This is a genomic window from Parablautia muri (assembly GCF_009917485.1).
GTDB lineage: Bacteria > Bacillota > Clostridia > Lachnospirales > Lachnospiraceae > Suilimivivens > Suilimivivens muri.
Map to the genome: position 1 here is coordinate 1 of NZ_QZDT01000116.1, position 3,892 is coordinate 3,892.

Annotated in this window: 5 protein-coding genes and 2 pseudogenes; 6 read left to right on the forward strand and 1 reads right to left on the reverse strand. The window is 43.3% G+C overall.

From position 1 onward, the window contains the following. Positions 1 to 223 precede the first annotated feature (223 nt). From D5281_RS27090 to D5281_RS24265, 6 genes and pseudogenes are all read left to right on the forward strand, one after another. Positions 224 to 313: pseudogene (locus tag D5281_RS27090) on the forward strand (DUF5720 family protein); the annotation flags it as partial. Positions 314 to 316: 3 nt separating this feature from the next. Then, entirely contained in the window at positions 317 to 514 is a 198-nt protein-coding gene (locus D5281_RS24250) for a hypothetical protein (RefSeq protein WP_160562438.1), read from the forward strand. A 604-nt stretch (positions 515 to 1,118) separates the two neighbouring features. Continuing rightward, a complete protein-coding gene (locus tag D5281_RS27350) occupies positions 1,119 to 1,400 on the forward strand; it encodes a hypothetical protein (RefSeq protein ID WP_330585317.1) in 282 nt (93 codons plus the stop codon). A gap of 161 nt (positions 1,401 to 1,561) precedes the next feature. Next, on the forward strand, positions 1,562 to 2,272 hold the full coding sequence (locus D5281_RS27355; RefSeq protein WP_330585318.1) for a reverse transcriptase domain-containing protein: 711 nt from the start codon (positions 1,562 to 1,564) through the stop codon (positions 2,270 to 2,272). A gap of 108 nt (positions 2,273 to 2,380) precedes the next feature. Continuing rightward, positions 2,381 to 3,166, forward strand: a complete 786-nt coding sequence (locus D5281_RS24260) for a CPBP family intramembrane glutamic endopeptidase (protein ID WP_160562439.1) — start codon at positions 2,381 to 2,383, stop codon at positions 3,164 to 3,166. Positions 3,167 to 3,306: 140 nt separating this feature from the next. Further along, positions 3,307 to 3,474 (forward strand): annotated as a pseudogene (locus D5281_RS24265) (MobA/MobL family protein); the annotation flags it as partial. 59 nt (positions 3,475 to 3,533) lie between these two features. On the opposite strand, the gene D5281_RS24270 reads toward D5281_RS24265, so the two are convergent. Then, the coding region (locus D5281_RS24270) for an integrase core domain-containing protein (RefSeq protein ID WP_277935601.1) at positions 3,534 to 3,892 on the reverse strand (359 nt) is incomplete at its 5' end.

Consider the following 3,892-nt stretch of genomic DNA (forward strand, 5'->3'; position numbering starts at 1 on the left):
GAATACTTCTGACTTTTGTCTTCTTAAACATAAAAAGACCTCCCTATAGATTATTTGGTGATACTGCATCAGCAGTTCTCCAAGAATAACTATAAGGAGATTTATAGTGAAATCAAATATGTGTGCTGCCACAATATGTTGTGGTGGATCTGAAGGTGGAAAATACCATTTCCGGGTGGCTCTGAAGCGGGAAACTGGTGGAACCCAAGGGGGATAATATTCACAGAAAGATTGCTTTGTTGGTTTTAAGGGAGAGCGGTTCCGCTTTTATCTCTCCGATGAAGGCTACCGGAACGCAAAACACAGCGGACAGCGGATGATTTCCGTAGATTTTCAATCTGCGCCAATCATCACAGGGGAAGCTACCCTTCCCCTGCGCTGGCTTTGCCAGTTACCCCTTTGTGGGCTTGCCGCCCGAAAATCTTCCAGAAAGCCTATTCCATTTAGCAAGTCAAAGCTGTATAATAGAGCCAGCGATAAATCGGAATTGTGCGCCCAGACGAAGGGCGGGTAGTCTAGCAGGTGAGAGGCCTGCCTGCGAAGGTCTAACCAACCAGCAGTAGCGAGTCTTGGGTGGGTTGCAGTAATGTTGCCTGCTAAGCGTAGACAGCGAGAAAATAGGGAAAGTGATTGAGCCTCGAAATTTTGACATTTTGGAGGGCTGACGCTCTAATTCCAGCGGAAAGCAACACAGGCGGCATTGCTATGGTGAGATGCTGTCTGCTTCTGCGGGGTCAAAGAGCTTTTCATGTTTTACATTGTGACTATCCAGTCAACTGGGGAGAGCCTGATGTCTCTTGTTTTTTTCAAGTATGGCAGGCAACGCTGAAACGGAGGATGCCAAACGGATATCAGGCAGTCGGATAGCTTCATAGTACCGAAGAAGCCGGGTGATTCCGGTGGAGGGAAGGGGTTACATAATAACGGACTCTCTGAGGGCACATCAGCCGTACTCAGGGGCGGAGGTACTGATGGAAACGAAATTGGAGAGAATAGCAGACAAATCGGCTCATGAGCCGAAACCGGAATTCACATCTTTGTACCATCTGATAAATAAAGAACTGCTAATGTAATGCTACAGGGAACTGGACGGCAGCAAGGCAGTAGAGATTGATGAAGTGACAAAGAAAGAATACGGAGAGAACCTGGAACAGAACATTAAGGGGCTTGTAGAAAGGCTGAAAAGGAAGTCATATAAGCCACAGCCATCGCTCCGGGTATACATTCCGAAAAGCAATGGGAAACTGCGTCCGCTGGGGATTGCAAGTTACGAGGACAAAATAGTCCAGCTGGCTTTGAAGAAGATACTTGAAGCAATTTATGAGCCGAGATTTCTAAACTGTATGTACGGATTCAGACCAAACAGGGGGATGCCATGGGGCAGTGAAGGAACTGTATAAGAGGCTGAATTTCACGAAGATATGCTATATCGTGGATGCAGACATTAAAGGTTTCTTTGACCATATGAAGCACGACTGGATAATGAAATTCCTGAATCTATACATCAAAGACCCGAATATCCTCTGGCTGGTGAACAAATACCTGAAAGCTGGGGTGATGGATGAGGGGAAAGCTGGTAGAAAACGAGGAAGGTTCAGCACAGGGAAACATCATCAGTCCAATCCTTGCGAACATCTATATGCACAATGTCCTTACACTATGGTACAAGTTTGTCATAGCCAAAGAGAGCAGGGGCGAGAACTTCCTGATTGTCTATGCAGATGATTTCATTGCGGGATTCCAGTACAAATGGGAAGCGGAGAGATATTATAAGCTTCTTAAGGAACGAATAGAAAAGTTCGGACTGGAACTGGAGGAAAGCAAGAGCAGGATGCTGGAAAGCGGAGGATACCTGGAAAAATCGAAGCATAAGCGCGAAGAATCTACAAGGCTGGAAACCTTCGACTTTCTGGGATTTACATTTTACTGCGGAAGGACAAGGAAAGGGACAGCATGGATGATGCCGAAAACGAGCAGTAAGAAATTCCGGCAGAAACTGAAGGACATAAAAGTCTGGCTGTATGCTAATCGAGACCAGAAACTAAAGAAACTGAGGGGAATGCTCAATCTGAAACTGACAGGGCACTACAGGTATTATGGCGTCAGCTTCAACGGAAGGATGATAAGCAACTTCAAACAGCAGGTAAGAGAAATGCTGTTCAAGGTTCTGAACCGAAGGAGCAACAGGAAGATCTATACACGGGAAGGGTTCATAGAAATGCTGAAATATTATCCGCTGGTAATGCCGAAGATATATGTCAGCTTATTCTGAAACTGTAAATGTTATTATGAAGAGCCGTGTGCGGGAAAGCCGCACGCACGGATCTGTGAGGGGCTGGCATCGTGAGGTGCCTGTCTACTCGACTAGGAGGAATTTATTTTGAAAAAAATCGGAATTACAATTATAAAATCCATAGGCTTTTTTCTGGGATGGGCAATATTGGTTTCTATCTTGCCGTTATCATCTTCAAAGGAACAAGTTATATGGAGGTTATGGGCAGAAATTACACCTCTATTGGCAATAGCAGTATTTACTCTCATCTTTTGGCTTGCTGAAAAGAAAAACGTAGAGTTACATTTATTCGATAATCCAGTAAAGGGAATAGTATTGGGAGTAATTACAGGGATTGTATGGTTAGCTATTCCTGTTTTGGTAATGTATGTAGCAAAAATTATCCATTTTGACGGAACTAACTTAATTAACCTATTTCCTATTTGGTTGCTGGCAGTATTTCTAAATACAATTATGCAGGAACTTCTTGTACGTGGTTACTTGTACCAAATGCTTAAACAAAAGCACAATATAATTGTGGCTACGATTGTGACAACAATACTTTTTACAGCATTGCACGGAGGGGCATTTGAAGCGGGTGTTATTCCTGTTTTAAATGTACTTACTATGAGCTTGCTTATGACAGCAGTCCTTGAATATAGTGGCTCTATTATAGCACCAATTATTATGCACTTTTTATGGAATGGAATTGGTGCATTAGTTTTAGGTGGTGTGTCACTTGCTGATGACTATCCAAATCTGTTTGTTACGACTTTTACTGGAAACGATATTTTGTCCGGCGGAATTTGCAAAATTGAAGGAAGCATTATTGTTCTAATTGTCAATGTGGTTTTGATTGCACTTTTTATATTTTTACAAAAGAAGAAAATGTAAGCATAAATTCCGGTTTGTCGAACTGACAGGCCATCAAAAAACTAAATATCTGCCGCTCCAGCGGCACATCCAAGCAGGAAATCTGAAAAGGTATCCTGCTTTTTCTATACCCGGAATCCGGGAGAAAGGAGGGCGCACACTTGCTATGCCCGCATTGCAAAATCACAATCATCAAGCGGAGCAACAATGAATCCGCTGTTTCTGCCGCCGCCTACCAGAGCGGCGAGAAGCTGTTCTCTGAATACGACCAGGAGCAGAACTACTATCCTTACAAGAACGAAGTCACCCACAAAGAAATCATGCTCCCGCCGGTGTTGTGGTCAAGCATTTTTGTAACACTTGTGGCTAAAAAATATCAGTTTCGATTTTATGGTGTTATCCGTGCCTGATGCGGTGTACGGTATCCGTTAAAACTATGAGGACGGACATGGTTATAATTGACATACGCAAATTCTTCCACTGTCTGGTAGAGCGCTTCCTCGGTCTGAAACTCATACAGATTTGTGCATTCGTTTTTCAGCGTGTTGAAATATCTCTCCATCGGTGCGTTGTCATAAGGATATCCTGCTTTGCTCATGCTCTGCGTCACATGCACAGATTTGCAGAATTCCACAAATGCTTTTGATGTATACTGGGATCCCTGATCGCTGTGCAGTAGTGTAAAATAGTTTGTGTCTTTGGAAAAAATTGGCTCCTTTTTGGTAAGAATGTAGATATGACAATTCT